Source organism: Amycolatopsis orientalis DSM 43388, from assembly GCF_000411975.1.
Taxonomy (GTDB): domain Bacteria; phylum Actinomycetota; class Actinomycetes; order Mycobacteriales; family Pseudonocardiaceae; genus Amycolatopsis; species Amycolatopsis orientalis_D.
Map to the genome: position 1 here is coordinate 70,072 of NZ_ASXG01000076.1, position 24,180 is coordinate 94,251.

General features: G+C 71.3%; 24 protein-coding genes, 1 pseudogene and 2 riboswitches. Of the genes and pseudogenes, 7 read left to right on the top strand and 18 right to left on the bottom strand.

Annotation, left to right across the window (positions count from 1 at the left end):
* Nucleotides 1–278: 278 nt before the first annotated feature.
* Nucleotides 279–1,412 carry a site-2 protease family protein gene (locus L942_RS13730; RefSeq protein ID WP_081655054.1) on the top strand — a complete coding sequence of 378 codons (1,134 nt, stop codon included), beginning with the start codon at nt 279–281 and terminating at the stop codon, nt 1,410–1,412.
* A gap of 45 nt (nt 1,413–1,457) precedes the next feature.
* On the opposite strand, the gene L942_RS13735 is transcribed toward L942_RS13730, so the two are convergent.
* The 10 genes from L942_RS13735 to L942_RS13780 all read right to left on the bottom strand — a co-directional run bounded on the left by L942_RS13735 (nt 1,458) and on the right by L942_RS13780 (nt 9,790).
* Nucleotides 1,458–2,102, bottom strand: coding sequence for a phosphate signaling complex PhoU family protein (locus tag L942_RS13735; RefSeq protein ID WP_037359841.1), 645 nt, complete (start codon nt 2,100–2,102; stop codon nt 1,458–1,460).
* 370 nt (nt 2,103–2,472) lie between these two features.
* On the bottom strand, nt 2,473–2,754 hold the full coding sequence (locus L942_RS13740; RefSeq protein WP_037359843.1) for a hypothetical protein: 282 nt from the start codon (nt 2,752–2,754) through the stop codon (nt 2,473–2,475).
* Nucleotides 2,751–4,076: a hypothetical protein gene (locus L942_RS13745; RefSeq protein WP_037359845.1), complete on the bottom strand. Its 1,326-nt coding sequence runs from the start codon at nt 4,074–4,076 to the stop codon at nt 2,751–2,753. The genes L942_RS13740 and L942_RS13745 overlap by 4 nt, the downstream gene beginning before the upstream one ends.
* Entirely contained in the window at nt 4,073–4,513 is a 441-nt protein-coding gene (locus L942_RS13750; protein WP_037359848.1) for a hypothetical protein, read from the bottom strand. The genes L942_RS13745 and L942_RS13750 overlap by 4 nt, the downstream gene beginning before the upstream one ends.
* Nucleotides 4,514–4,516: 3 nt before the next feature.
* Nucleotides 4,517–5,809 carry a phosphopyruvate hydratase gene (gene eno / locus L942_RS13755; protein WP_200862802.1) on the bottom strand — a complete coding sequence of 431 codons (1,293 nt, stop codon included), beginning with the start codon at nt 5,807–5,809 and terminating at the stop codon, nt 4,517–4,519.
* A 31-nt stretch (nt 5,810–5,840) separates the two neighbouring features.
* Nucleotides 5,841–6,311 (bottom strand): hypothetical protein, encoded by a 471-nt coding sequence (locus tag L942_RS13760; RefSeq protein ID WP_143271430.1) that lies wholly within the window; start codon nt 6,309–6,311, stop codon nt 5,841–5,843.
* On the bottom strand, nt 6,308–7,546 hold the full coding sequence (locus L942_RS13765; RefSeq protein WP_051165935.1) for a DUF58 domain-containing protein: 1,239 nt from the start codon (nt 7,544–7,546) through the stop codon (nt 6,308–6,310). Before L942_RS13765 ends, L942_RS13760 begins: the two co-directional genes overlap by 4 nt.
* On the bottom strand, nt 7,543–8,511 hold the full coding sequence (locus tag L942_RS13770) for an AAA family ATPase (protein ID WP_037359852.1): 969 nt from the start codon (nt 8,509–8,511) through the stop codon (nt 7,543–7,545). The genes L942_RS13765 and L942_RS13770 overlap by 4 nt, the downstream gene beginning before the upstream one ends.
* Nucleotides 8,508–8,942: a hypothetical protein gene (locus L942_RS13775; RefSeq protein ID WP_037359854.1), complete on the bottom strand. Its 435-nt coding sequence runs from the start codon at nt 8,940–8,942 to the stop codon at nt 8,508–8,510. The genes L942_RS13770 and L942_RS13775 overlap by 4 nt, the downstream gene beginning before the upstream one ends.
* On the bottom strand, nt 8,939–9,790 hold the full coding sequence (locus L942_RS13780; RefSeq protein WP_037359856.1) for a DUF4129 domain-containing protein: 852 nt from the start codon (nt 9,788–9,790) through the stop codon (nt 8,939–8,941). Before L942_RS13780 ends, L942_RS13775 begins: the two co-directional genes overlap by 4 nt.
* 136 nt (nt 9,791–9,926) lie before the next feature.
* A riboswitch (Fluoride riboswitch) is annotated at nt 9,927–9,988 on the top strand.
* 29 nt (nt 9,989–10,017) lie between these two features.
* Between L942_RS13780 and L942_RS13785 the strand changes: the two genes are divergently transcribed.
* The 6 genes and pseudogenes from L942_RS13785 to wzt form a co-directional block, all read left to right on the top strand.
* A complete protein-coding gene (locus L942_RS13785) occupies nt 10,018–11,544 on the top strand; it encodes a MutS-related protein (RefSeq protein WP_037359858.1) in 1,527 nt (508 codons plus the stop codon).
* A complete protein-coding gene (locus tag L942_RS13790; RefSeq protein WP_037359860.1) occupies nt 11,541–13,019 on the top strand; it encodes a MutS-related protein in 1,479 nt (492 codons plus the stop codon). Before L942_RS13785 ends, L942_RS13790 begins: the two co-directional genes overlap by 4 nt.
* Nucleotides 13,020–13,068: 49 nt before the next feature.
* A riboswitch (Fluoride riboswitch) is annotated at nt 13,069–13,133 on the top strand.
* A gap of 47 nt (nt 13,134–13,180) precedes the next feature.
* The gene (locus tag L942_RS13795) at nt 13,181–13,651 is read left to right on the top strand and encodes an NUDIX hydrolase (RefSeq protein ID WP_037359862.1); all 471 of its coding nucleotides are present in this window, start codon (nt 13,181–13,183) and stop codon (nt 13,649–13,651) included.
* Nucleotides 13,648–15,324: a dynamin family protein gene (locus tag L942_RS13800; RefSeq protein ID WP_158684459.1), complete on the top strand. Its 1,677-nt coding sequence runs from the start codon at nt 13,648–13,650 to the stop codon at nt 15,322–15,324. Before L942_RS13795 ends, L942_RS13800 begins: the two co-directional genes overlap by 4 nt.
* A 99-nt stretch (nt 15,325–15,423) precedes the next feature.
* Nucleotides 15,424–15,843 carry a phosphatase PAP2 family protein gene (locus tag L942_RS41995; protein WP_158242505.1) on the top strand — a complete coding sequence of 140 codons (420 nt, stop codon included), beginning with the start codon at nt 15,424–15,426 and terminating at the stop codon, nt 15,841–15,843.
* Nucleotides 15,830–16,517, top strand: a pseudogene (wzt, locus tag L942_RS42860) (galactan export ABC transporter ATP-binding subunit Wzt/RfbE); the annotation flags it as partial. The gene L942_RS41995 and the pseudogene wzt, both read left to right, overlap by 14 nt.
* A gap of 47 nt (nt 16,518–16,564) precedes the next feature.
* On the opposite strand, the gene L942_RS46320 reads toward wzt, so the two are convergent.
* The 8 genes from L942_RS46320 to L942_RS13840 all read right to left on the bottom strand — a co-directional run bounded on the left by L942_RS46320 (nt 16,565) and on the right by L942_RS13840 (nt 24,177).
* The gene (locus L942_RS46320) at nt 16,565–16,687 is read right to left on the bottom strand and encodes a hypothetical protein (protein WP_440201318.1); all 123 of its coding nucleotides are present in this window, start codon (nt 16,685–16,687) and stop codon (nt 16,565–16,567) included.
* 39 nt (nt 16,688–16,726) lie between these two features.
* Nucleotides 16,727–17,425 carry a phosphatase PAP2 family protein gene (locus L942_RS46165; protein ID WP_200862808.1) on the bottom strand — a complete coding sequence of 233 codons (699 nt, stop codon included), beginning with the start codon at nt 17,423–17,425 and terminating at the stop codon, nt 16,727–16,729.
* Between the two features lie 268 nt (nt 17,426–17,693).
* Entirely contained in the window at nt 17,694–17,987 is a 294-nt protein-coding gene (locus L942_RS13815; RefSeq protein WP_037359868.1) for a DUF3040 domain-containing protein, read from the bottom strand.
* A 182-nt stretch (nt 17,988–18,169) separates the two neighbouring features.
* A complete protein-coding gene (locus L942_RS13820; protein ID WP_037359870.1) occupies nt 18,170–18,388 on the bottom strand; it encodes a hypothetical protein in 219 nt (72 codons plus the stop codon).
* Between the two features lie 61 nt (nt 18,389–18,449).
* Nucleotides 18,450–20,489, bottom strand: a complete 2,040-nt coding sequence (locus L942_RS13825; protein ID WP_051165937.1) for a proton-conducting transporter transmembrane domain-containing protein — start codon at nt 20,487–20,489, stop codon at nt 18,450–18,452.
* The gene (locus tag L942_RS13830) at nt 20,486–21,259 is read right to left on the bottom strand and encodes a ferredoxin (RefSeq protein ID WP_037359872.1); all 774 of its coding nucleotides are present in this window, start codon (nt 21,257–21,259) and stop codon (nt 20,486–20,488) included. The genes L942_RS13825 and L942_RS13830 overlap by 4 nt, the downstream gene beginning before the upstream one ends.
* Entirely contained in the window at nt 21,260–22,720 is a 1,461-nt protein-coding gene (locus tag L942_RS13835) for a hydrogenase large subunit (RefSeq protein ID WP_037359874.1), read from the bottom strand. It lies immediately after the preceding gene.
* Nucleotides 22,717–24,177: a proton-conducting transporter transmembrane domain-containing protein gene (locus tag L942_RS13840; RefSeq protein ID WP_037359876.1), complete on the bottom strand. Its 1,461-nt coding sequence runs from the start codon at nt 24,175–24,177 to the stop codon at nt 22,717–22,719. Before L942_RS13840 ends, L942_RS13835 begins: the two co-directional genes overlap by 4 nt.
* Nucleotides 24,178–24,180 lie beyond the last annotated feature (3 nt).

Below are 24,180 nucleotides of genomic sequence, written 5' to 3' on the forward strand. Positions count from 1 at the left end.
AGGAGATCGCGTTCGTGTTTTCAGTCCGCCGGTCTGTGCTCCGGACGGTCCGGGCGCAAGCCCCGGAGGAGGTCGACGACGGGCCCCAGCTCGTCGGTCTCGCGGCGGCACGCGATGCAGACTCGCAAGTGCCGCCGGAATCGCTCGTGCTCCGCGGGTCTCAGATTCTTCAGGAGATATGCGGCTGCTTCGTCGGTCATCGGGCAGGAGAGCGGCATCGCGCCTCCTCTCCGGCTCGGGAACTCAATTAGTACTAACCTATATAGTAATATGACTCCATGCGACGTCATCAGCGCGGTCCAGGCGCCGTTTCGCGGTGGGGCCGGCGCGGCGGAGACTGGGGGTGCGGCCGGATCGGCCGGGTTCCGGTCCGGATGAGCCCGTGGATGGCGCTGCTGGCCGCGTTGATGGTCTACGTGTTCGCACCGTGGGTAGGGAGGTGGGCGCCCGGCCTCGGGATCGCGCGGTACGCGGTGGCGTTGGTGTTTCCAGCGGTGCTGGTGTTGTCCGTGCTGGTGCACGAGTTCGGCCATGTGGCGGCGGGGCGGGCGCTCGGGATGCCGGCGAAGCGAATCACGATCGACCTGCTGGGCGGTGCGACCGAATTCGACCGGGACCCGCGCACGCCCGGAGGCGAGGCGCTGCTGGCGGCCGGCGGGCCCGCGGCGTCGGTTCTGGTGGCGGGTCTGGCCGCCCTGGCTGAAGATCTGGTGCCGCTGACGGGTCTGGCGGAGGTGCTCACCCATGTCTTCGCTGTTCTCAACGTGGCGTTGGCCCTGTTCAACCTGCTGCCGGGGCTGCCGCTGGACGGCGGGCACCTCCTGCGAGCCGGTGCGTGGCGGGTCTTCGGAGACCGCCGGCGCGCGACGAGGATCGCCGGCTGGTTCGGGCGTCTGCTCGCGGTGCTGATCGTCGTGGTTCCGCTCGTGCGGCTCCTGGGCGGTGCCTCGACGGGGATCATGTTCGCCGCCGTCTTCGTCTTCGCCGGGGTGATGATCTGGGCAGGCGCGTCGGAGGCGCTGAGCGAAGCCGTCCTCCCGGTGCCGGATGCCGGCAGCCTGTGCCGGCCGGTCCTTCCGGTCGCCGAGCATCTGTCCGTTGCCGAGTCGCTGATGGTGGCCGAGCAGTACGGCGTGCGGGAGCTGGTGGTCCTCGACGTCGAGGACCGGGCCTGGGGAGTCGTGAGCCGGTCGGCGCTGCTTGCGGTGCCGCCGGCGCAGCGCCCGGCCGTGCCTGTCGTGGCTGTTGCCCGGACGGTCGGAGAGGACGCGATCGTCCCGGCTGGTCTCCGCGGACGGGAACTCGCCGAACGCGTGCGCAGCGGTGCCGAGCTTGTGGTCGTCGATCGGGCCGGTGTACCGAAGGGCCTGCTCGCGGAGGGTGATCTGGATCCGCGGGCGGCTCGCTCCTGAGGCCGGACGGGTCGTTCGTTGAGCAGTCTGCGTCTCGTCAGCCGGCTATGCGGGGAACTCGCCCGTGGCGGCGAAGTCCAGTCGCTTGGCGACGGAGACGGCCTGGTCGGCGAAGCGTTCGTGGAAGCGGGCCAGCAGTGCCAGGCTGGTGGCCGTGCGCACCCCGTACGGCCAGCCGGGGCCGGTGATCGTGGTGAGCACCCGGGAATGCAGGGCATCGACAGCGTGGTCGGTCTCGTCGAGTTCGGCGAAGCCGTCGACGCCCGGCTGGCCGATCAGTTCGCCCAGCCGGTCGGCCATGCCGGCGGCGATCTCGCCCAGCCGGGCGAACGTGTCCTCAAGGTCGGCGGGCACGGCGTGGTCGGGATGGCTGAAGCGTGCGGTGTCGGCGATGTGGGCAGCCAGGTCGCCCATGCGCTCGATCTTCTCCGCCGAGTAGACCGCGGCGAGGATGCTTCGCAGGTCGCTGGCGACCGGAGCCTGCAACGCCAGCAGACTCTGCGCGTGATCCTCGCAGCCGCCGCGAGCCTGATCCAGCGCGGCGTCTCCGGCGATCACCCGCTCGGCCAGGTCGAGGTCGGCCATCAGCAACGCCCGGCTCGCCTGCCGCATCGCCTGAGCGGCCATCGCGCACATCGCGACCAGCTGCTCGCGCAGCTGGACCAGCTCGCCGTGGAAGGTCACCCGCATGAACAACGAGCCTAACGCTGTACCTGGACCTCGGCATCCGCACACTGGCACCCTTCCGGATCCGGCGAGCACGTCCGGCGACATCGCCGCCCGGCGAGCACGCCCAGCCCTTCGCCCGGTGCCGAGCATTCCGGCCACGGCAGGCGCTGGGCGGGTAGCGCTTTCGCGCTGTACGCCTGGACGTCACGGCAGAACTGCGGCACCAAACGCGGGCAGGATCCGCCCCCTCCGCGGAAGTGACGTTTCCGCGGGCATGTTCGGCCGCCGAGTTCCTGGTGCGGCTGGGCGGCGTTCGATCAGTTCGGCGGAGGCTGCGCGTTCATCGTGGTCTCGCTCGCTGGGTTGCTGGTCCGCGTGCGGGATTTCGGCGTCAGGAGCGCAGGACGTCCATGAGGACGTCTTCGGCATGGAGATAGCGCAGCGAGTCGACCCACAGCCGGTAATAGCCGGGGCGACCGCGGACGGCCGCGGTGTAGGCGGCGATGTCGGCTTCGGTGAGGGCGAGCAGTGCTTCGGGGAGTTCCTCGGCGGTGAGGTCGGCGATCTCCGCCCAGGCCTGCGCGGAGATTCCGTTGCCGAAGCCGTGTGGCGGCAGCCAGAACATCGGACCCCGGCCGGCGTAGCCGGGGTCGGGGGTGTGCGGGGCGCTCATGGCGTGTCCTGGTCGTCGAATTCGGCGGGGGCGAGGCCGAGGCAGGCATCGCCGCGGAGGAAGGGGATCGCGCGGGGCCAGGACGTTTCGGCTGGGGTCGCTGGTTCGTGGCGGGTGTGCCAGGCGTGTTTGCGCTGGGTTTCCTCAAGCTCCCAGCCCAGCAGCGTCAGGCGGCTGCGCAGGACGTCTTTGGCGAGGTCCGATGCGGCGAGTGCGGCATGGTCACGGCACAGTCCGTGGCCGCGGGTCCAGCGTTCGCGGACGGTGTGGTGCAGGGAGGCCGCGTCGAGCAGTGCGAGTTCGCGACGTTCGGCGAGGTCGCCCGCGGCGCAGGCAGTACACGAGGGTTGGTTGTCACGGAAGTTCCGGAGGGCCTCGGCGACGAATCGTTCCGGACGTCGAAATGCGGCAGCGGCCCTGTCCCGGCGACGTTCGAGCAGGTGCGGCCAGGCTGCGCGAAGGCGGGCGAAAAACCCGGGGAGCGGCGAAGCGTCGAGGCGGTCGGCGAGCTGGGCAAGGCGGGCGTGTTCGGCCTGGTGCATCGTCGCCCAGATCGTGCAGGCGCTGTCGTGGTCGAGAAGGGTGGCGTCTGCGAGGTGCGTCGGGCAAAGCCAGGGCTCGCCGGGGTCGAGGCGGGCGACGTCTTGGCCGAGAAGCCAGGTGGCGTAACGCAGTTCGCCGCGGCTGCGGGCGCGGCATACGGGGCAGCAGGGAAGGTCGAGGGCGTGGGTTGCTCTGTCTGTTGTGGACTGTTCGGTGAGTCGTTTGTCGTCCTCGGCGAAGAGTTCGGCCGCGGCGGTGAGGTGCGGAGCCCGGATGAGGAGGTCGGGATCGGAGGGAGGCGTGTATGGCTGGTCCCGGGCGATGGCGGCGAGTGTGGTCGCGAACGGCCACGGAGCTGTGTTCAGGACGTCGAGCAGGTGGTGGGTGCACAGCCGGCGGATTCCGTTGATGACCTCGGGGTCGTCGAGCCATCGGACGAGGGCGCCGAGACGGCGGTCGACGGCGGCGGTCATTTTGTCGCAGGGATCGCAGTGGCAGCCGGTCACGCCGCCGAGAGCGGAGGCGATCAGATCTCCCAGGAGCGAGGGAAGGACCCGGATGCCTTCGGAGGTGGTGGTCAACAGACGCAGGTGGCGTGCGCAGAAGCCGCCAGCGGCCGCGATCCGGCGGCGGTAGCCGGGATCTCGGTGGGTTTCCATGACGTACCAGGTGTGCCAGTGGTGTTCGGCGGCGTCTTTGTCGCGGCACAGGAGGCAGCCGTCGTCGGCCAGGGCGCGAATGAGGCGGTGGCGTTCATCATCGTCTCGTGGGGTGTTCACGGCTCGCTCCGGAGACGTTCTGCCACTTGGTCGCGGAGAGCCTGCAGTCGCGCGGCGGGTGGGCCGACGCCGTCGAGTCGGCGGCGCATGGCTTCGCGGCGCGGGTCTTGGTTGAGGGAGAAGGCCAGCTGCACGGCGGTGCGCATGAGCCATTGGTGGTACTGCAGCAGCCGGCCGATTTCGTCTGCCAGCGGGGCGCGTTCGCGGTCCACGGGGATGCTGTTCAGTTCTTCGCGGAGCCGGTGGTAGGTGCTGACGAGTTCGCTGCCGGCGTGGCCGATGGCGCCGGGCACGTCACCAGCGGCGCCGCAGGCTCGTACGGCGGTCTCGGTCTCCGGTGCTACTGCCGCGGCGCGGTCGAGCACCGACGACAACCGCGCCAGCTGCTCTCTGGCGGAGAGCGCGGGGCGGCGGAAGCGGTGCAGGAAGCCGGGCACGGTTCATCCCAGGCGGACGGTGAACGCGGTTTCCGGGATGCCGTAAGGGAGTTCGGGCGCGTCGGCGGCGATCTCCAGCAGGCGGTTGTATTTCGCGACGCGTTCGCCGCGGGCCGGGGCACCGGCCTTGAGCTGTCCGCAGCCGGTGCCGACGGCGAGGTCGGCGATGAAGTCGTCGGTCGTTTCCCCGGATCGGTGCGAGATCATCTGGCCGTAGCGGTGTTCGCGGCAGATCTCGATCGCTTCGAGGGTTTCGGTGACGGTGCCGACCTGGTTGAGCTTGATCAAGGCGGCGTTGGCGACGCCGAGGCCGGCGCCGCGGGCGATGCGGGCCGGGTTGGTGACGAAGTTGTCGTCGCCGACCAGCTGGATGCGGTCGCCGAGTTCCGCGGTGAGTTCGCGCCACCCGGCGAGGTCGTCCTCGGCCATGCCGTCTTCGATGCTCCAGATCGGGAAGTCGCGCACCATTTCGACGTAGCGCTGCACGAGATCCGACGAGCTGTGCCGGCGGCCGTTGACCAGGTACGTGCCGTCGGCTTGGCGGAACTGCGACGCGGCCGGGTCCAGCGCGATGGCGATGCCGTCTTGGCCGGCCGGGTAGCCGGCGTCCTCGATCGCGCGGAGCAGCAGCTGCAGCGCGTCTTCGGGCCGGGTGACGTCCGGAGCGAAGCCGCCCTCGTCGCCGAGACCGACGGTGTATCCGCGTTCGGTCAGCAGCGCCTGGAGCGCGGCGTAGACCTCCGCGCCGGTGCGGATCGCCTCGGGCAGGCTGGCCGCGGCGAGCGGGGCGATCATGAATTCCTGGAAGTCGAGGCCGGTGCGGGCGTGCGCGCCGCCGTTGAGGACGTTGAAGTGCGGCACCGGCAGCCGCGGCCGCCCGCCCGGGACGTGCAGCCAGGACCACAGCGGAACCTTCTCGGCGTCCGCGAGCAGACGGGCGACCGCCATGGACACGCCGACGATCGCGTTCGCGCCGAGGCGGCTGCGGTCGGCAGTGCCGTCCAGCTCGACCATTGCCAGGTCGATCTCGGCGAGACCGGTCCAGTGGCGGGCGATCAGGAGGTGCCGCACCTCGGTGTTGACCGACTCGACGGCGCCGAGGACTCCCGCGCCGCCGTAGCGGGCCGGGTCGCCGTCGCGACGTTCGCAGGCTTCGTTCCGGCCGGTCGAGGCACCGGAAGGCACAGTCGCGGTGGCGTGCCGCGACCCGCTGGAGACGGCGACGGCCAGAGTGGGACGGCCGCGGGAGTCCAGGATTTCGCGGGCGCGGAGGTCGGTGATCTGCATGGTGGTCATGACGTTCTCCGTAAGGGTCGGGACGCGTGGTTTATTGCGGTGGGGCAAGGGGGCGCACGGCGAGCAGGTACGCCCCGCCGAGTGCGAGAACGCCTGCTGCGGCAAGCCAGGGCGAGCCGGTGGTCCACATGTCGCCGACGAGGGCTGCGGCGATGCCGGCGAGCCCGCCGAGCAGCAGGCGGCTGCGGTGGCGCAGCCAGCCTGGCAGGTCGGCATGGCCTGCGAGGGTGCGGCGGGCTTCGCCGGCGAGCAGGAACGTGAGGGCCAGGAACCCGGTTGCGCAGGCTGCGGGCGGCGACGGCGTCCCCACGGCAACGGCGAAGGCAGCGGTCACGACCGCGAGCGGGGCGGCCCATGAGCCCGGCCAGCGGGCGGTGACGAGGACGAACAGCAGCGTGACGGCTGCGCTGGCCACGACGACGGGCGAGACCTGGAGAGTGGAGGCGGCCATGGGGACGCCGGTGCCGAGCATAGGAATCGGTCCGCGGGCGAGTGTGTTCATCGGGTCCTCCCGATCAGCGGGCGAAGGCTGAGCGGTCCGAGGACGTCGTCGAGCTGCTGGCGCTCGTTCCACTGGACGACGGGGATCCCGAGGCCGGTCAGGCGGGTTTCGACCCGGCGTCGGTCGAGGCGCCACAGCCGTACTGCGAGGCGGTCGGTCTCGGCGTCTCGGCCGATGGGCGGTTCGGTGCGCAGCGTGTCGACCACGACGATCGCGCACCCCCTGCGGTGCAGGTCCTGCACGGCGTTGAGCGCGCGGTGGTCGAGCAGCGGCGAGAACACGATCACGGCGGCGCGTGGCGGCAGCGCGGGCCGCGGGATCCGGGAGAGGTCCGGCTCGACGACGGCATCGTCGAGACGGGCCTCGACCACAGTGTCGGCGACGCGGTAGAACTGCCGCGCGCTGGCATCCGGGCCGATCCAGCGCAGGATCCCGCCGAGCGCGACGACGCCGGCCCGGTCGCCCCGGTGCAGGGCCGTCCGCACGACGGCGGTCGCGCCGTGCACGCCGAGGTCCAATGTGGACCCGCCGGACTGCGGGACGGCGGAGAAGGTGTCGATCACAGCGATGATCTCGGCGGCCTGCTCGGCGAGCCGATCGGTGATGTACAGCTGTCCTCGCCGTGCGGTGGCGGTCCAGTTGACGTGGCGCAGCAGATCTCCCGGCTGGTAGGGCCGGACGGCGGCGAATTCGATGCCGCTGCCCCTGCGTCGTCCGATGTGGACTCCGGCGCGGTCGGGAAGATCAGCGGGGCGCGGCAGGCTGTCGAGCGTCGTGGTACGGGGGTAGGCGCGTATTTCGCCGGCGTCCGCGATCACCACGGCTTCGAGCAATCCTGAATGGGCGTAGGCGGCCACTCGCGGTTGTACGGACCAGCGCCCCCAACGGAGCAGTCGCAGCGCGAACGTGCGTCCGTCCTCAGTGGACGCAGCGATGCGAGGCGTGGGCAGCGACACGGAGATCTCGTCGGCCGCGCCGCGTGCGTGGACGTCGACGGTCAGCGGAACTGTGTCGTGTTCAAGGCAGCGGGGCTCCGGCAGCGCGGTATCGACGGTGAGCGACTCGGCGGGCGTCCGGCGTCGGCGGCCGACGGCGAGAGCGCCCAGCAGAGGTGCGGCGAACCCGATCAGGTCCGCCCGGCCGAGCAGCATCCCGGTCAGCATCGCGAGTCCGGCACAGGTCGCGAGTGTCACTGCGAGCGGGGTCGGATGCCAGTGCACCGGATACGCGCTCATGTCGGCCGCCCGGCGCGCGGGACGGGGACGTCGTCGAGAATCCGGGCGAGCACGTCTTCGCCGCGCACCTGACGGACCCACAGTTCGGGCCGCAGGCTGAGCCGGTGCGCCCAGCACGCGGGCACGAGATCCTTGACGTCTTCGGGCACGACATAGTCCCGGCCGGCCAGCAGCGCCTTCGCGCGGGCCAGCTGCACAAGCTCCAGGCAGGCCCGGGGGCTGGCGCCGACCACCACCTGGGTGTGCTCGCGGGTCGCCGCCGCGAGCCGCACGACGTAGGCCAGGACGTCCGGGTCGACCTCGGCCTGTTCCACCGATTCGCGCAGGGCGGTCAGCTCGCCGGAAGCCAGGATCTGGTGCAGCGCGGCCGGAGCGGAGCCGCGGTCGAGGCGGCGGCGGAGCATGTCCTGTTCGCGTTCGGCGGGCAGGTAGCCGATGCGGACGCGCAGGGCGAACCGGTCGAGCTGCGCTTCGGGCAAGGGATAGGTGCCCTCGTATTCGATCGGGTTGTCGGTGGCGAGCACGACGAACGGGTCCGGCAGCGGGTGCGTGCGCCCGTCGACGGTGACCTGCCCTTCGGCCATCGCTTCCAGCAGCGCGGCCTGGGTTTTCGGCGGGGTGCGGTTGATTTCGTCGGCAAGCAGCAGGTTGGCGAACACCGGCCCGGGCCGGAACACCAGCCGCCGGTCGGCCTGGTCGTAGACGACGGCGCCGGTGACGTCGGAGGGCAACAGGTCCGGGGTGAACTGGATGCGGGCGAAGCCGAGGCCGAGCACGGTCGCGAACGATCGGGCGATCAGTGTCTTGCCGAGGCCGGGCAGGTCTTCGATGAGCACGTGCCCGCGCGCGAGCGCGCCGAGCAGGATCAGCTCCAGGACGGCGCGTTTGCCGACGACGGCGCGTTCGACCTCGTCCAGGACGGCGGTCGAGCGGGCTCCGGTCATGGCGGCGTCGGTGAGCGTCATCGGAGGGCCTCCAAGCGGTCGAGGATCGCGGCGAGGGTCTGGTGCGACGGTCCTGGGGCGTCGCGGTCGCCGGACCGCGCGCGGCTCGGGTCGACCAGCGGCCAGAGGTCTTCGCCGAGGAGGCGCCTTCCGTCCGGGTCCGGTCCCAGCAGGCGCACGAGGACCGGGCGCAGGTCGCAGTCCCAGGCGTGCCGGGAGGTGCCGGACCAGGCCACGGCGGCGGCGAGCTTGGCATAGCCGGGGAAGTCCGGCCGCCGAGCCTCGCGGGCCGGTGCGGCCGCGGTCTGCGAGGGGCGCAGAGCTGCCCGGACGTTGACTATCGCCAGCACGGTGATCAGCACTGCGGTGACGAAGAGGCCTGCGACCGAGGCGATCGCATAGCCGACGGCGAGCAGGACCGCCGCGGCGACGCTGAACAGGACGGTGATCATGGTCGCCTGCCGAGGTCGTGGAGGAGTTCGTCCAGGGCCTGGCGCGCGGTGTCCTGGTGCGCGCCGGTGATCGGGTGGCTGCTGAAGCGTGCTTCGGCGAACACGTCGACCAGCCGCTGTGCCGGTCCTGCGCGCACGAGTCCGCCGTCTGCGGCGCGGGCGAGCACCGCCGACGGGGTGTCGGAGAGCCGGGGTGCCGCCGCGGACTGTGCGAGTGCGCGCTCCATCGCCGCGAACGACCGCAGGATCGCCCCTCGCGGCCCGCCGGTGACCGCCGCGACGATTTCGCCGCGGCCCGCTGCCGCAGCCTCCGCCAGACCACCTGACGCCTCGATCGGACGCGGCGCCCGGCGGTGCCATCGGAGAAGCAGCAGGAGCAGGGCTGCCAGCAGCACGACCGGCAACAGCCAGGACGGCCCGCCGCCGGGGGAAGCCACCGAGGGCGCGGCTGCTGGCGGAGGGGGCACGAACCGGACTGGAGGCTGCGTCGGCGGGGTGGCTCGCGACGCCACGACAGCCAGGACCACGAGCGGTGCGGCGACGACGGCCAGGGTGATCAGCACTGCCCACCGCCGGCCCCATTTCGTGCCCAGCGGCTCGTGGACGGCCTCGAAGTCGTCGTCCTCAGGCCTCCGGCGACGGCGCAGCGCCGCGAAGAACGCGAGCACCGGAAGAACCGCGGCGAGGACGAGGATCGAGGTGAGGACAGCCAGCGTCGTGCCCCCGACGTGCGCGAACGGCCCCGCGAACGACCAGCGGGCGTTTCCGCGGGCACGCACTCCGGCCACGCCGAGCGCCAGCAGGACGCCGACGGTGATCAGCGCGGTGGCTTCACCCCGGTGTCGCATTCGCACACCTCTCCCTGACGTGTTCGTCAGGGACCGTTAGCGGCGTGCCGCGGTTGTGGTGAGCCCCATCACCTGCCTGCGATTGTGCCACGGCCGGACGCCGGACGCGATCAGCCGGAGGGCTGGCTCGGGTATGCTCGGGTGAGGCGATGAAGCTCGCCGCAACCGCCGCCCCCGGCTGATGGCTTCTACCAGTGCCGAGCTGGTGTGGAAGCGGGTGGTGCGGCATGGCGCGTTCTCCGAGCGTCCTGTTCCCGGGTGGCGAAACCGTCGGCAGACCGGCCGAGCCCGCGTTCTTCGGCGATCTGAATCTCGGCCAGGCGGTGTCCGCGGTGACTGCCGGGCGGGCCGAGTACGACCTGGGCCTGTTCTTCTCCGCGCCGCTGCACGAGGCGCCTGCCGTCGAGTATCGGCACGAAGTGTTCCGCGACCTCCAGCGCGACGACGTGCGCGAGGTGGTCGAGGAGTTCGCCGAGCGGATGCGGCGCATGCGCGAGCGCCTGGCGCTGGCCGGAAAGATCCACTATCCCCGGCAGAAGCAGCGGTGGTTCCTCGACGCGGTGGATGTCTACTGTGGAGCGGTCGCGGCGCTGCGGGAAGGGCTGGACCGCGTCGAGATCCGGTCCCGCGGCCTGCGGTCGATCCACGAGCACGTCGCCGGATACCTTGCGGCGCAACCTTTTCACGCATTGCTTGCCGACACGCGTGATCTCCAGGAGCAGCTCGCGCGGATCAAGTACCGCGTGCACGTCCAGGGCGCGCGAGTCAAGGTCAGCCGGTTCGACGACGACGCGGACTACAGCAGCGAGGTCGAGAAGACGTTCGCGAAGTTCAAACAGGGCGCGGTGAAGGACTACTTCGTCCGGTTTTCCGAGCCGCCGGAGATGAACCACATCGAGGCGCAGGTTCTCGACTGCGCGGCCCGGCTGTACCCGGGCGCGTTCCGCGCTCTCGCGGACTACTGCGAACGGCATCGTGACTACCTGGCGGCCGCGATCGGCCGGTTCGATCGCGAGGTGCAGTTCTACCTCGCCTACCTGGCGCACATCCGGCGGCTGTCGGCGACCGGTCTGCGGTTCTGCTATCCGGAGATTTCGGCGACCTCGCACGACATTTACGCCGAGGACGCCTTCGACCTCGCTCTCGCCACCAAGCTCGTCCCGGACAGCCCGTTGGTGTGCAACGACTTCCGACTGTCGGGTGCCGAACGGGTGCTGGTGGTGACCGGGCCGAACCAGGGCGGCAAGACGACGTTCGCGCGCATGTTCGGCCAGCTCGCGCACCTGGCCGCGCTCGGATGCCCGGTGCCCGCGGCGCGAGCCAGGCTGTTCCTCCCGGACCGGGTGTTCACGCATTTCGAACGCGAGGAGAATCCGATCACCCTGCGCGGCAAGCTCGACGACGAGCTGGTGCGGATCCGGGACATCCTGCGCGACGCGACGAGCGACAGCGTGCTCGTGCTGAACGAGAGCTTCGCGTCCACCACCCTGCACGACGCCCGGTTCATCGGCACCGACGTGCTGCGCCGCATCATCGACTTGGGCGCGCTGACGGTGTATGTGACCTTTGTGGACGATCTCGCGTCGCTGGGCGAGGCGACGGTCAGCATGGTCGGCGGGGTCGTTCCGGACGATCCGGCCGAACGCACTTACCGGCTTGAACGGCGGGCGGCCGACGGGCTCGCTTACGCCGCGGCGATCGCCGAGAAATACGGACTAGCCTACGACACCCTGCGAAGGCGGATCGGGCGATGAAAGTCTTCCTGCTGCACCGAGACCAGGACGCCGATCTCGACGCCCCGCCGCCGCCGGACGACCTCGTCCAGGATCTGGAACTGGAGACCCTGTTCGACGCCATGGCCGCCGGCGACGACTTCCTGCGCGACCTCGTGCCCCGAATCATGTTCGCGAGCCTGACCGACCCGGACGCGATCCGGTATCGCCAGCAGGTTCTCGCCGACTGCGTCGCCCATCCCGGGGTCGTGCGCGACCTCTACGCCATCGCGGTCGACGCGCGCCAGGTCGAGCGGAAGGTGTGGTTCGGGATCCTTTCCCGCGACTCGCCCGAGCACATCCTGAACCGGTCGGTGAAAACGCTCGAATTCCTCGTGGACAACCTCAAACAGCTGCGGCAGCAAGCGATTGAGCGCGGCGGCGAATTTCGCTCGCCGGGATTCGCCCGGTTCTTCGCGATGCTGCGGGAGGAACTCGACGACGACTACTTCGCCGTGGCCGAGAACCACTTGGAGGAACTCGAATTCCCCCGCGGCGTGCTGATGAGCGCGGAGCTGGGACAGGGGAACCGCGGCGTGCGGTTCGGCCTGCACCGGATGCCGAAACGAAGCTGGATCGAGCGGATCACCACGAGCGCTCCGCCCAGCTACGGGTTCGTCGTGCCGGCGCGGGACGAGGCCGGTGCCCGGGCCCTCGGCGACCTGCAAGGGCGCGGGGTGAACGTCGTGGCCAACGCGCTGGCCCAATCGGCTGATCACGTGAAGAGCTTCTTCCGCGTGCTGCGCGCCGAACTCGCCTTCTGCCTCGGCTGCCTGAACCTGCACGAACGCCTGCGCGCGAAAGGGAAACCGGTCTGCTTTCCCGCTCCGGAACCGAGCGGAGAGCCGGTGCTGACCGCGCGCGGACTGTACGACGTGTGCCTCGCCCTGCGGTCCGATGAACAGGTGGTGGGCAACGACGTCGACGCCGACGGCAAGACGCTGGTCCTCGTCACCGGCGCGAACCAGGGCGGCAAATCCACGTTCCTGCGCAGCTGCGGCACCGCGCAGCTGATGCTGCAGGCCGGGATGTTCACGGCGGCGGAAGCCTTGCGGGCGAACACGTGCACGGGCCTGTTCACCCATTTCAAACGCGAGGAGGACGACACGATGACCCGGGGCAAGCTGGACGAGGAGCTGGCCCGGATGAGCGAGATCGCCGACCGGATCCGGCCCGGCGGCCTGCTGCTGTGCAACGAATCGTTCGCCTCCACCAACGAGGCCGAAGGATCCGAACTCGCTCGCCAGGTGGTCCGCGCGCTCACCGAAACAGGCGTCAAAGTCCTGTTCGTGACCCACCTCTACGACCTCGGCCACAGCCTGTGCGAGCAGCACCGCGACGACATGCTGTTCCTGCGCGCGGAGCGCGAGCGGACGTTCACCCTGACCGAAGGCGAACCGCTGCCGACCAGCTACGGCGCGGACTCCTATCGCCGCGTCTTCGCCGGTCACCGCTAGGCACCGCGCGTGCTCGGCTGCTACCGTGGATCAGTCCGTGGTGCTCGGCACCGCGACCGGCGATGGGGCTCGCCGTGATTCGCGCCGTCCGGCGCTGATGGCTTCTACCCGCGACCGCGTCCGCGCAGCATTCTGCCGGGCGACCGGACGAGGAGGAAGCCATGGGGCTGGACGCCAAACCCGTCAACCTGCGCTGCACCGGCCTGATCCTGCGCGACGCCCACGTCCTGCTGTGCCAGCGGATCACCGACTGGGTGCTGCCCGGCGGCACGCAACAGGACGGGGAGTCCGTCGGCGCGTGCGTGCGCCGCGAAGTGCGCGAGGAGACCGGTCTCGCGGTCACGCCGACGGGCGTCGCGTTCGTGCTGGAGGCAACGAATTCGCGTTACGGCCAGCACCTGGTCGAGATCGTGCTGCACGCCGAGACCGACGACCCGGACGCCGAGCCGCACGGGGTCGAGGACGGCCTGGTGCCGCGGTTCGTGCGGCTGGAACACGTGCTGTCGCTGGAGCTGCGGCCTCCGATCGGCGGGTATCTGCGCGGCTTCCATGCGGGTGGCGCGCAGCGGACTGCCGCCTACCTGGGCAACGTGTGGCGCCCGGCGCCGGCCGAGGCGAGGCGATCGTCGTGACTGCCGCGCTGGCGAACCTGGCCGACCTGGTCCGGCGGTATCTCCCGGTCGAACGGGCGCGAGTGGTGGACGACGCGGTGTCCCGTGCCTTGTCCGGGCAGGTCCGGGTGCTCGTGCTCGGCGAGGCCAAGCGCGGCAAGAGCACCTTGGTGAACACGCTGTTCGCCCGCGACTTGCTGCCGACCGGCGCACTGCCGGTGACGTCGGTCGCGACCACCGTCACCGTCGCGTCCACTGTGGATGCCGAGGTCCGCTACCGCGACGGCCGCAGCCGTCCGATCGGGCTGGACGAGGTCGCCGAGCTGGTCAGCGAACGCGGCAACCCCGGCAACGTCCGGCAGGTGGACACCGTGCGGATCTCAGCGCCGTCGGCCTGTCTCCCAGCAGGCACCGAAGTGGTCGACTCGCCCGGCACCGGATCTGTACATCAGGCCAACACCGAGGAAGCCGCGCGGGCGCGCGACAGCGTGGACCTCGCCGTGCTCGTGGTGGCCGCCGATCCGCCTGTCTCGCAGGCTGAGCTGACGCTGGCCGCAGAGGTGATGACGACCGCGGCGGCCGCGGCGGTGCTGGTCAACAAAACCGACCTGGTGCGGCCCGGCGATTTGGCCGAGATCGTCGCGTTCACCCGGGCCGCGGTCGCCGGACCGCTCGGCTCGGACGTCCCGGTGCTGCCGGTCTCGTTGCGCACCGGCGCGCCGACGGAATTGGTCGCGTGGCTCGGGGAACGGATCGCACGCTGCGGCGAAGCGGACGTCGTGTCCTCGACCGCGCGTGCGCTGCGCCGGGAAACGACCGCGGTACTGGACGGCCTGCGGATCGAGTACGAGCTGATCCGACGGTCCACTGAGGACAGTGCGGGTGCGGTGCGCGCCCTGCGGGCGATACTCGACAACGCCCGGGTCGCGGAAACGGCCGCCGTGGACCATCTGCACGGTGCGGCGCGGCGGGCGCGGGCAGACTTGGATGCCGGACACGAGCGTGCGGTCGGCGCGGCGCGTGCGGCCACGCGGGAAGTGCTGGGGGCCGCGTTGCCGGAACAGCCCGCGCGCCCCGAGACCGCAGCAGATCTCGTCCGGCACCGGATCGGCGACCTGGCGGCCGGGCGCTGCGCGGAGTGGTTCAACCGCTTGGGCGCGGAGTTGGAGACGGCCATGCACGCCGGCGCCCGGCAGGCGTTGTCCGGTCTGACTGCGGATCTCGCGCGGTCACGGCAGGCCGCGGCCGAGGTGCTCGGAATCCGGCTGGACGAGGTGCCGATGCCGGAAACCGCTGCCGCGCCACGGTTGCCGGTACTCGAACTCGGCCCGGAGGTCGTTTGGCGGGAACTGGTCACCACGGCACTCGCACACCGCCTGCCGGCAGCGATCCGCCGCAAGCGGTTGCACCGTCACCTGGTCGACTGGGCGGCGAATGCCGTGCCCCGGCCGTTCGGGCGCGCCCGCTCTGCGCTGCAGGACTGGTTGCAGGACAACGCATGCGGGACCGAACGCGCGCTCGCGGAGATCTGGCGGGCCCAGCTCGCCGCACTCGAACGCGGACTCGCCGAAGCCGCGCGCCGGGAGAGTGCCGGTCCGGACGTCCAGCTCGACGAACTCGGCGAGCAGATCAGCGTGCTCGACCAGGCCGTACGCGAGCTTGACACCACCGTCCTCAGCGCCGCGGCACGGTGAGCCGCCATGATCGGATGTGCGCGCTGGCGGCAGACGGAACTCCAGGTCCTGGAATGGGTCCACGGGCAGACACCGCGGTCCGCGGTGCGGTGCGCTCAGATGGTGACCACGCTCGGGGAGACTCCGGTCGCCTGGGCCGCGGTCGGCGCCTCGTGCCTCCTGACGCGATCCGGCGGGCGGGCCGCGCCGATCGTCACGCTCGCGGTCGCGGCTGCACTGCGACGCGGCCTGGCCGATCTGATCGACCGGCCGCGTCCGCCGGAACGGTTGTGGCGCACGGAATGGTCCGGCCCGAGTTTTCCTTCCAGGCACACGACTCTCGGCACACTGGGTGCGGGTCTGGTCGCCGTGAACCTGTTGCGCCGGCCGGGAATCGTCGCGGTGCCGGTCGCGGCGGCCGTCGGGATCAGCCGGATCGTGCTCGGCGTGCACTGGCCCACCGACGTGCTGGCCGGCTGGGCATTCGCGGCGGCGGCACTGGCGCTCTCGGGCGGGAGGCGCCGGAATGGCCGGCGTTGAGCTGTGCCACGCCTTCGTGGAGTTCCCGATCTTCGACGCGAAGTCCCGCTCGCTGAAGAAACGCGTGCTCACCTCCGTCGGCGAGGCGATCCGGACCGGGGCGAAAGTGCCGATCGTGACGGCATTGCGGGACATCACCCTGTCGCTGGCCGAGGGCGACCGCGTCGGGCTGGTCGGGCACAACGGCGCAGGCAAGTCCACCCTGCTGCGGCTGGCGGCCGGGATCTGCGAACCCACCCGCGGATCCGCGCGGCGGACCGGCCGGGTGGCACCGGTGTTCGACCTCGGCCTCGGCATGGACCCGGAAATCTCCGGACTGGAGAACATCGTCGTGCGCGGCATGTTCCTCGGCATGACCCGCCGCCGGATGCGGGCGCGGATCGACGAGATCGCCGAATTCACCGAACTCGGCGACTACCTGCGGATGCCGCTGCGCACCTACTCCACCGGCATGCGGGTGCGGCTGGCGCTGGGCGTGGTGACGTCGATCGACCCGGAGATCCTGCTGCTGGACGAAGGCATCGGCGCGGTCGACGCGGACTTCCTCGAGCGCGCCCGGGCCCGGCTGCGCGACCTGGTCGCGCGCTGCGGGCTGCTGGTGTTCGCCTCGCACACCGAGGAGTTCCTGCTCGACCTCTGCGATTCGGCGCTGTGGCTGGACTCCGGGCGCATCGTGCGAGCCGGCCCCGCGACAGACGTGGTGCGCGCCTACAGGGGTAGCTCAGGCCGGGCGGACGCCGAACCCCAGCAGCGCCGGGCCGCCGATGATCCGATCGCCGCCGATCGCGTCCTTCAGCTCGTACAGCCCCGCGTCGTGGCCCCGGACCGGCAAGCTCTGGGACAAGGGCGACGCGAGGATCTGTGCCGAGCCGATGGGAATCGGTCAGCTGACCGCCAGGAGCGGCCGGAGGCGTCCGGTGCGCAGGGTCTCGACATACCCGGAGGCCACCCGGCGCAGGACGACGCTGGCGGCGAGGGCGACGAGGAGACCGACGACGAACGAGCCGGCGACGTCGTGCGGGTAGTGCGCGCCGACGTAGACGCGGGAGGCTCCTTCCGCGAGGGCGAACAAGGCGGCGATGGCGCAGAGCCGGCGGCTGACCAGATACAGGGCCGCGACGGTGGCGGCGGCGACCGTGGAGTGGCCGCTGGGAAAGGCGTAGTCGTCGAGTGCGGGGCAGGCTTCGACGATGAACGCGTTCGGCAGGGAACGGCAGGGCCGCAGTTCGGCGACGCCGGACTTGACGACCTCGGCGACGACGAAGGCAACCAGGACGCAGACGGGGGCGACGAGGGCGGCGGTCATCGTGGCCGCGTCCGCGCGCCGGGCCTGCCACCAGCCCACGATCATCAGCACGGCGAAGACCCCCAGTCCGTACTGGGTCCAGGCTTCGGCGGGAGCGTTGAGCCAGGCGGTGTGCCGCGCGAAGTCGGTCACCGCGGTGAACCACGAGCCGTCGACGGTCGAGCCGTCGAAGTCGAGCCGGAAGGGGGAACTGGGAGCCATGGCAGGTGGTCTTTCTGGGCAGTGGCGAGCGGTGGGCTGGTGCTTGCGACGGGGGGCGGACTCCTCCGTCTTCATCTACATGGTTGTAGATTCTCGTCATCGTAGCGGGATGGGGTCCGGGCGGTCGCCTGCCGGCAGGCGCGCGGCCTCGGCAGGCGGCATCGCTCCTGGTTGAGGTGCGAGATCGCGGCCGGCGACCAGCACTGCGCGATCGCCTGACCGATGTCGATCATGCTCACTGGCTGCCGTCCTCGCAGGTCGCCGGTTCAGGGAAGCGGTCAGGCTAGCGTGCGGCGGCAGGGGTGCCGATCTTGGGGATGCTAACTGTCGTTATTTTCCAGACCTAACCGCCGCCTTGCTTCCAGCCGCGGGTGAAGTGCCGGATGAGCGTCGCCGGGACCAATGCGATGAGCAGCGCGCCCACCACGATCGGCCCGGGGGAGCCCATGCCGATCCCGACGACCGTGATCACCAGCCCGGTGGACAGCAGGGCGAGCAGACCCGCGGCGGCAGCGGCGAGCGTGGACAGCCGCACCGGGTGAAACGCGGCGAAGCGCCGGGCCAGTCGCGGGCTTTCCCGGACAAGCTCGCGCTCGATCTCGTCGAGCTGCTGTTGTTCGTGGTCGCGCAGTGCCATGGCCGGCTACACGTCGTAGCAGAGGGGCGCAAAACCGCGGAGCATGACCAGAGTTGCCACCCGTGGCCTCCCTGCCTGTGTGATCGCAGCGATCGTCGGACCAGGCAGGGGCTGTTGGCGGCGCACGGCCGCGGTTGGGTCCGGCGAGCCCCACCGCCGGGCGCTGATGCGCGTGGCGGAGTCTACTGCGTTTCGACGGGCGGGAGAGTCGGCGGCGCGAAGCCGTACTCGCGGGCGTGCCGGGCGGACAACGCGGTGGCACAAGGCAGGCAGGCCAACTGCCGGATTTCGGTGAAGGCCAGGTCTGCGGAGCTGAAGCCGGTGGAGTGCGGGACGGAGTTGTGGCCGACGCGGACGCAGTCGCGGCAGACCGCGGCGCCGCAGGAGGTGCAGATTCCCACGGCGGGGCGCGTTTCATCGGCGAGAGAGCAGTCGAGGCAGTGCACGGGGTGTCCTTTCTGGTCAGGCGAGGATGAGCACGAGGGCGAGCACGGCGACGAAGGCGATCAGCAGGTAGCCGACGTAGGCGTCGAGCCGTCCGTTCTGGAGGCGTTTGGCGGTGCGGACGGCGGCGCGCAGCGGGCGCAGCAGCGGCCGGTAGAGGAACTGTTCGACGGCTTCCACGACGTCGGAGGTGTAGCCGAGGTGGGCGCCGGCGGCGTCCGGGCGCGGGTCGTCGTCCCGCCCGCCGCTTCGGCGTTCGACCGTGCGCAGTTCGGCGCGGGTCAGCAGCACGTTCGCCAGCACCTTGCGCGTCGGATTGGTGAACGCGAAGGGTTTGTACTGGTTCTCGCCTTCGACCCCGCCGGTCGCCGAACGCCACGCGGGCACCCGGCGGACGGCGAACATGCGGCCCCGCGCGAACACCAGGCACAGGAGTCCGGCTCCGGCCAGGAGCGCGGGCAGCACCACGGCGAGCCAGGACGGGGAGAGGATGGAGAAGCCGGGGAACACCGGTTGCAGCACCCAGGGCCCCTTGATCGCGGACCCGGTGGCCTCGCGGGGCACGATCGGGCCGAGCCCGGCGGCGATGACCCGCACCTGGAGGGGCGCGACGGCGGCGACGGCGACGCAGCCGACCCCTAGGACGGCGAGGGCGAGCTTGCCGAGCGGGCCGGTGTCCCGGGCCAGCTCCGCGTCGCGCGGTCCGCGGGGGCCGAGCACGGTGAGCCCGACGATGCGCACGAAAGCGACGGCGGCGAAGCCCGCGGTGAGCGCGACCAGCGCGCCGGTGACGGCGAGCGGCAGGGTGTAGCCGAGCGCGCCGAGGCGGAACTGCTGCATCAGCGCCTCCAGCAGGAACCACTCGGACACGAACCCGGCGGTCAGCGGCAGCCCGGCGAGGGTGAGCGCGCCGATCGCCAGCCCCGTGCCGGAGAACCGCAGACGGTGCCCGACCCCGCGCAAATCGTCGAGTTCGGTCGTGCCGGTCGCGTCCTCGATCCCGGCCGTGGCGGTGAACAACAACGATTTGGCCAGTGCGTGCGCGATCGTTTGCAGGGTGGCGGCGAGCAGCCCGACCGCGATCAGCGGCGGCATCGAGGCGGCGGCGCCGATCATCGCGACCGCGTAGCCGACCGTGATGAGCCCGGCGTTCTCCACGCTGGAGTAGGCGACCACCTCGGCGAGATCGGTCTGCACGGTGGCGTGCGCGATGCCCAGCAGCGCGGTCGCGCCGCCCAGCAGGAGCACGACGACGGCGAGCCAGGGCGGCGGCTGGTGCAGGAGCGCGAGGGTCCGCCAGAGGCCGTAGAACCCGACGTTCACCGCGACGCCGGCCATGACCGCGCGCAACGGCCCCGGTGCGGCGCGGTAGCCGCGCGGCATCCACACGTGCACCGGGACCAGCCCGATCTTGACCGCGAAACCGAGCACCAGCAAGGCATAGGCCGCGTCGCGGACACCGGTGTGCGGCAGCGCCGCGAAGCTGGGGAAGGAGAAGCTACTGCTTTGGGCGGCGAGCAGCAGCAGGCCGACCAGCAGTGCCGCCCCGCTGACCTTGCCGAGTGCGATGGTGACGATCGCCGGCGTCGCGGTGCAGCCGCGCTGGTGCGCGGTCATGAGATAGAACGCGACGGTCAGCGTCTCCCAGGCGAACAGGAACACGAACACGTGGTCGGCGGTGACGATGACCGCGATTGACGCGAAGGTGAGCGCATAGGCGCAGCCGAGGCCCCTTGCCCGGACGCGGTGCGGCCGGAGGGCCCAGGCCGCGCACGCCAGCGAGACCGGGACGGCGACGGAGAAGCTGATCACGAGGAACAGCGCGGAGAGCCGGTCGACGGTCAGGTCGGCCGCGCCGAAGCCGAGGAACGCGTCGAGGCTCAGCCGGATCGGCTGCCCCGCGAGCCCGGCGGCGCCGACGATGGTCAGCAGGGTCGCGGCCGCGGCGCCGAGCAGGTAAGGCAGGGGGCGGGCCCAGGCGTGCCGGACGCCGAGCACCAGATCGGCCAGCAGCGCGAGGCCGAGCAGGCCGAGCGCGGCGATCAGGACGGCCGTCATCGCGTTCGCCTCGTCCCGGTCAGCCGGCCGGTGGCCAGCAGGATCGCGTGCAGCAGCCGGAACGGGCTCGGCGGCGACCCCGGCACCCACACGTCGACCGGGAGCAGGTCGCCGATGCCGCCGGCAGTGGCGTAGGAGGGAGAGACCAGGCCGCCGCTGATCGCGTCGGCGCCCGCGGCGATGACCGCAAGCGGACGCGGCATCGCCTCCAGCGTGCGGGCCAGCGGCGCGGCCATCCCGTGCGTTCCGGCGCCGGTGACGAGCAGGAGGTCGGCGTGGCGGGGGCTGGCGGTGAAGAAGATCCCCAGCCGGTGCACGTCGTAGACCGGGTTGAGCAAGGCGAGGACTTCCCATTCCTCGGCGCCGTCCGAGCCGGCGTCGACGTGTCTGATGTGGACGGACCGGCGGAATGCCCTGGTGCGCCGGGACAACGCGGCACGAAGACGGCGCAGTTCGGCATCGGTCTCGGCCAGCTCGGGCACCACGAGGGCTTCCCGGGAGAGCCGGGCGACGTCGTTGCCGTCCTGCCAGGCGAACCGGTCGGGCCGGGCGGCGACACAGGCGCCGCACCCGATGCACCGGCCCTGGTCGAGCCGGACGCGGCCGTGGTCATCCTGGATCGCGCCGGTGGGACACAGCTCGTCCAGCCCCGGCTCCGAGGCGGTTCCGCCGGCCGGGCGGGCGATCGAGCGGACGTCGTCGGCGTCGGGCCGCCGGGGGTGTCCGGTCGTGACGATCCCGTCGCGCAAGCCGCGGAAGACCCAAGGCATCTACATCGCCACCCCGGCTATGGAGAGGCCGAAACTGGCCTCGATGAACGGGAAATCGGTCAGGATGTCGCCGTGGAAGGCCTGGGAGAACACGGCGAGGTTGTGGAACGACGCTGACCTCGGCGCGCATCGCCGCAGCCGCCCGTCGCGCTCGGCGTCGAGGAAGTACAGCACTTCGCCCTGGGGTGCTTCGGCCCAGCCGACTGCCTGACCGGCGACCGGGCCGATCGGGGCGGCCAGCGTCTCGTCGGGCCGGTCGCCGAGCAGTTCGACGATCTGGGCGAGCAGGTCGAACGACTCGGCGACCTCGTCCCAGCGCACCCGCAGCCGGGCCATCGCGTCGCCGTCGCTGCGACGGGACCCGGGCGTGCGGCTGAGCTTGGGGTAGGCGTCGTAGGGCCGGTGCCACCGCGTGTCGTCGCCGGTGCCGCCGGCCCGTCCGACCGGGCCGAGCAGACCGTGCTCCAGGGCGAAATCCTCGTCCAGCGGCCCGGTTCCGCGCAGCCGGTCGAGGAACGACGCGGTCTGCATCAACGCCTCGGCGTCGGCGGCGACGGCGCGGCGGAGAGCGTCCATTCGGGACCGGAGGTCTTCACGGCCGAGCATCGGAAGCGCGCGCACTCCGCCGGGAATCACGACACCGCGGCCGAATCGGTTGCCGCACAACGCGGACACCAGCCGCAGCGTGCGCTCCTTGTGCCAGCCGAAGCGGGCGACGGCGACCGCGAGGCCGGCGGCGTCGGCGAGTTTCATGGCGACGTCGAGGTGGTTGGCGATGCGTTCGAGTTCCGCGTGCAGCGCGCGCACCAGCTGTGCGGTCAGCGGCGGCTGCGCATCGGCGAGTTCCTCGACGGCGTGGCAGAACGCGAGGGCATGCGCGACGGAGGCGATTCCCTCGACCCGTTCGGCCAGCAGAACCGCGCGATTCGGGGCCATTCCTTCGAAGCGCACTTCCAGGCCGCGGTGTTTGAAGTGCGGGCGGACGTTCACGTGCGGGATGTCCTCGCCCGGGGTCTCGACGACGTACTCCACCGATTCGAACACCCCGGAGCGGACGGGACCGTGCGGGAGGCTGAACAGGCCGGTGCCCATCACGTGGCTGGGCAGCGCGCGCTCGTCCGGCTCGACGTGGGACGGGTGGAACGCGGCGCCGGCGCTGGGCAGGGGTTCGTTGTCGTCCGGGTGCGGCAGCACGAGCGGGTCGAGCCGCGGATGGCCCTGCGGGACCACGCCGAACAAGTCGTGCAGCTTGCGCTCGTACCAGAACGCGGAGGGAATCCTCGGCGTCAGCGCGGGATAAGCGCCGGTGCCGGGCGGGAGCCGCAGGTCTACGACGTCGATGCCGCCCGGCCGGGCCAGCAGCACGTGCAGGGTCACGCCTTCGGTGACGTCGCCGTCGCCGATCAGGGCGGCGAACCGCGCCCCGTCGCCGATCCGGGCGAAGATCTCCTCCCGGCTCATGTCCCGCCTCCCAGCTCGGCCACTCCGCGGGCCAGGAGATCGGCGAAGTCCGCTGGCGGGTGCACGCCGAGCACGATCAGCACCACCAGCCCGGCCACCATCGGCGCGACCATCCAGGCACTCGGCTCCCCGCGCACCGGGACATCGGCGCCGCCGCGGACGAAGAGCATCCGCGTGGTCGCCACCGACAGCCCGAGGAAAGCCAGCGTGACCAGCATGACGAGGACCACGGTGACCGTGTCGTGGGCGCTGGCGAGCCCGCCGGCGACGATCTGGAACTCGCTGCGGAACAGCCCGAACGGCGGCATCGCCGACAACGCCAGTATCGCGAACAGGAACAGCGGCGCCGTCCACGGCAAAGTGTCCAAACAGGACCGGATGGTGCCGGTGTCCTTGGTGCCGTACTTGCGGACCAGCACCCCGGCGCCGAAGAAGGCGTTGCCTTTCGCCGCGGCGTGGGCGACCACGTGCAGCAGGACTCCGGCGAGCGCCAAGGGCGCGCCGAGCCCGATGCCGATCGTGAGAATGCCCATGTGCTCGACGCTGGAGTAGGCCAGCAGCCGCTTGAGATCGCGTTGCTCCAGCAGGTACAGCGCGGCCAGCAGCAGGGTGAGGACGCCGAACACGAGCAGCACCGTTCGGGGGAAGCCGGAGCCGAGCGTGCCGCTGGCGACCTGGTAATAGCGCAGCACCGCGTAGAAGCTCACCGCGAGCAGCGAGCCGGACAGCATCGCCGAGACCGGCGTCGGCGCCTCGGAATGCGCGTCCGGCAGCCAGGTGTGCACCGGGAAGAGCCCGACCTTGGTGCCGAACCCGACGACGGCGAGCACGAACGCCAGCTGAACGGCGGTGTGCGGCAAGGTTTTCCCGGCGGTGAGCAGAGGCGCGAACGCGACGTCGTAGGACGAGCCGAGGACGGTGGATCCGGCGTAGTACATGACAATCGTGGCGAGCAGCCCGATGCCGAGACCGGCGGAGGCGAGCAGCACGTACTTCCACGCGGCTTCGGCGGCGTTGCCGGTGTCGTCCAGCGCCACCAGCAGCGCCGACACGACGGTGGTGATCTCGACCGCGATCCACAGCAGCGCGAGGCCGTCCATGAGCGGCGCGCACATCATCGACCAGGCGAACAGGTTCAGTCCGATGTGGAATCTCCGGGCGTAGCGGGCGAATCCCGGACGGTCGCGTTCGGACTGGAGATAGCCGATCGAGTACACCGCGGTCGCGGCGTAGAGGAAGGTGGTGCCGAGCAGGAACACGACCGACACCGCGTCGGCCCGGAGGATCCCGAACTGCACCGGCCCGCGCACGACCGCGGGCACCAGCACGACGGCGAGGCCGAGGCTGGCCAGCGCGGTGAGCAGGCTCAGCGTCTCGCTCGCCCGGACGCGGGCCGGGAGCGCGCCAAGGGCGGACACCAGCGGGAGAGCGGTCAGCAGGACGAGGACGACCGGCATAGC

Bases quoted from the DNA above. Each gene is read 5' to 3' on its own strand.
- L942_RS13770 (WP_037359852.1), bottom strand. From the start codon at position 8,511: ATGACGCTCACCGACGCCGCCATGACCGGAGCCCGCTCGACCGCCGTC.
- L942_RS13760 (WP_143271430.1), bottom strand. From the start codon at position 6,311: ATGAACACACTCGCCCGCGGACCGATTCCTATGCTCGGCACCGGCGTC.
- L942_RS46165 (WP_200862808.1), bottom strand. From the start codon at position 17,425: ATGAAGACGGAGGAGTCCGCCCCCCGTCGCAAGCACCAGCCCACCGCT.
- L942_RS13825 (WP_051165937.1), bottom strand. From the start codon at position 20,489: ATGACGGCCGTCCTGATCGCCGCGCTCGGCCTGCTCGGCCTCGCGCTG.
- L942_RS41995 (WP_158242505.1), top strand. From the start codon at position 15,424: ATGGTGACCACGCTCGGGGAGACTCCGGTCGCCTGGGCCGCGGTCGGC.
- L942_RS13815 (WP_037359868.1), bottom strand. From the start codon at position 17,987: ATGGCACTGCGCGACCACGAACAACAGCAGCTCGACGAGATCGAGCGC.
- L942_RS13785 (WP_037359858.1), top strand. From the start codon at position 10,018: ATGGCGCGTTCTCCGAGCGTCCTGTTCCCGGGTGGCGAAACCGTCGGC.
- L942_RS13835 (WP_037359874.1), bottom strand. From the start codon at position 22,720: ATGAGCCGGGAGGAGATCTTCGCCCGGATCGGCGACGGGGCGCGGTTC.
- L942_RS13840 (WP_037359876.1), bottom strand. From the start codon at position 24,177: ATGCCGGTCGTCCTCGTCCTGCTGACCGCTCTCCCGCTGGTGTCCGCC.
- L942_RS13795 (WP_037359862.1), top strand. From the start codon at position 13,181: ATGGGGCTGGACGCCAAACCCGTCAACCTGCGCTGCACCGGCCTGATC.
- L942_RS13765 (WP_051165935.1), bottom strand. From the start codon at position 7,546: ATGAGCGCGTATCCGGTGCACTGGCATCCGACCCCGCTCGCAGTGACA.
- eno (WP_200862802.1), bottom strand. From the start codon at position 5,809: ATGACCACCATGCAGATCACCGACCTCCGCGCCCGCGAAATCCTGGAC.
- L942_RS13780 (WP_037359856.1), bottom strand. From the start codon at position 9,790: ATGCGACACCGGGGTGAAGCCACCGCGCTGATCACCGTCGGCGTCCTG.
- L942_RS13830 (WP_037359872.1), bottom strand. From the start codon at position 21,259: ATGCCTTGGGTCTTCCGCGGCTTGCGCGACGGGATCGTCACGACCGGA.
- L942_RS13790 (WP_037359860.1), top strand. From the start codon at position 11,541: ATGAAAGTCTTCCTGCTGCACCGAGACCAGGACGCCGATCTCGACGCC.
- L942_RS13775 (WP_037359854.1), bottom strand. From the start codon at position 8,942: ATGATCACCGTCCTGTTCAGCGTCGCCGCGGCGGTCCTGCTCGCCGTC.
- L942_RS13735 (WP_037359841.1), bottom strand. From the start codon at position 2,102: ATGCGGGTGACCTTCCACGGCGAGCTGGTCCAGCTGCGCGAGCAGCTG.
- L942_RS13730 (WP_081655054.1), top strand. From the start codon at position 279: ATGCGACGTCATCAGCGCGGTCCAGGCGCCGTTTCGCGGTGGGGCCGG.
- L942_RS13740 (WP_037359843.1), bottom strand. From the start codon at position 2,754: ATGAGCGCCCCGCACACCCCCGACCCCGGCTACGCCGGCCGGGGTCCG.